Here is a 1,581-nt window from a genome sequence, read left to right on the forward strand (position 1 = left end):
TGTCCCCGTTTTTTTCGCGATTTGATTTAAGGAACGTGCGTCATGTGCGCCCGGTTTTTTCACCAATAACTCATGCACTTGTTCGTACTTATCTCGCTGGTTTTGCCAAACATTTAATGCGTAACTTGCCGAGTTGTAACCGTTCTTCTCGTATTGTTCTTTAAAAGAGACATTGAGGTTAAGCACTTTTACCTGCGGATATTCCTTACCAACTTTGACCAGCTCTCCTTCTAAACGTTTACAAAAAGGGCAGCTGTAGTCTGTTACGTTAATAATGGTTAACTCAGGGTTTTCAGCACCAAAAGAGGAATGTTTGCCATCACTTAGATATTGACGAACCTCCTTCAAGGTGTCGCCAAATGACTGTTGATACGCAATGTACTCTTGAAGGTTTTGGTGCAATGAATCAAGAATTTGAGGGTTATCTTTTAGTATCTGATTAACTTCCTCTAGCTTTTGTTCTGCGGTCTTTTCTGATGCGAAAGATACGGCAGATACGATAGCCATCGTTAACGCCAAAAGTGTACGAGTGAATGTCATAATATTTCCTAAAACTTTTAAATTTCGTTGTTTGTTATGTGAAGTGAATAAAATATGTACAAAAGTCAGGCAGAAAGGTCTCTCGCCTTGCTGGCTTTATTCTCTAAACACGCAAAGTTTTAGGTGAACCCGATACTTTTCCGGTATCGGTTCTGTGTATTCCAGATAACGAATTGCTGTGGTTGTCATCGGCAGCGCCACAATCAAAGCAAACAGAAAAAATGGAATAAGAATATGATCAAACTGATGTTGGTACGCTTGAACCAGCTTTTCTGAAAGGTCGCAAGATGGTGATAAATTCACACTCTCATCTTGCTGACTCTGTATTTGGTGAGCCTTCGGGCAGCTTTTCGAGAAACCAGAATTTTGGCTTAAGCATATCATCACCACCCAAAGCACGAGGGCGAGTGTCCATTTGGCTATTTTATATTGTGAGCGTAACAATGGGTCGTATAGTCCTGTTAATTCTGGTTTATGCCGTTTACATATGACCGGGCCATCCTAACCTAAATTTCGTGGCTGAATGTTACTTTCGAGTTAATCGATATTGCCTCAATGCCAAAGTATGAAGTACGTCATGAATGTTGTAGAAAGCAATATTCGTCAGAATCATTTGTTGAGTTGATGAAGAAGTCGTGAGCTATCGATATAGATTAAAATACCTAATTGTTGGCACAAATTTTTATTATCTTTCAATTGTGATTGGAATCATAAAACAAAACTTCATAACTGAGTCGCGATAATGTTCGGCAGGCGGATTGATTTTGATCATCTCTCTAGCACATTATTCAGGTGAACATATGTGTTAAGTTCCACATGTGTAGGTAATGTTATGAAAATTCCTGTTCAAACTGAGCGTAAAGTTACACTGGGGTGCTACGTTGCTCTGGCGTTTGCGGTTGTGTTCTTTTCTGGCCTGATGCAATCTAGCGAATGGTACGGTGTATTCGATTTTACAACGCTCAATGGCTCTTTCGGCAAGGTGGCGTATGGTGTCACCGAAACGGCTGACGGTGTGCAAGTTGCAACAACGTCGCTTCG

The 1,581-nt window shown here is 40.6% G+C and carries 2 protein-coding genes and 1 pseudogene; 1 reads left to right on the forward strand and 2 read right to left on the reverse strand.

Annotated features, from left to right (window positions below; all coding sequences use genetic code 11):
- The coding region (locus IQR33_RS19905) for a thioredoxin domain-containing protein (RefSeq protein ID WP_193843973.1) at nucleotides 1-540 on the reverse strand (540 nt) is incomplete at its 3' end.
- Nucleotides 541-636: 96 nt separating this feature from the next.
- Complete coding sequence (locus IQR33_RS35560; protein WP_049872671.1) at nucleotides 637-924, reverse strand: hypothetical protein; 288 nt, start codon at nucleotides 922-924, stop codon at nucleotides 637-639.
- A 448-nt stretch (nucleotides 925-1,372) separates the two neighbouring features.
- Between IQR33_RS35560 and IQR33_RS19915 the strand changes: the two are divergent.
- Nucleotides 1,373-1,581: pseudogene (locus IQR33_RS19915) on the forward strand (YjiH family protein); the annotation flags it as partial.

The organism is Vibrio sp. OPT46, from assembly GCF_015163535.1.
GTDB classification, from domain to species: domain Bacteria; phylum Pseudomonadota; class Gammaproteobacteria; order Enterobacterales; family Vibrionaceae; genus Vibrio; species Vibrio alginolyticus.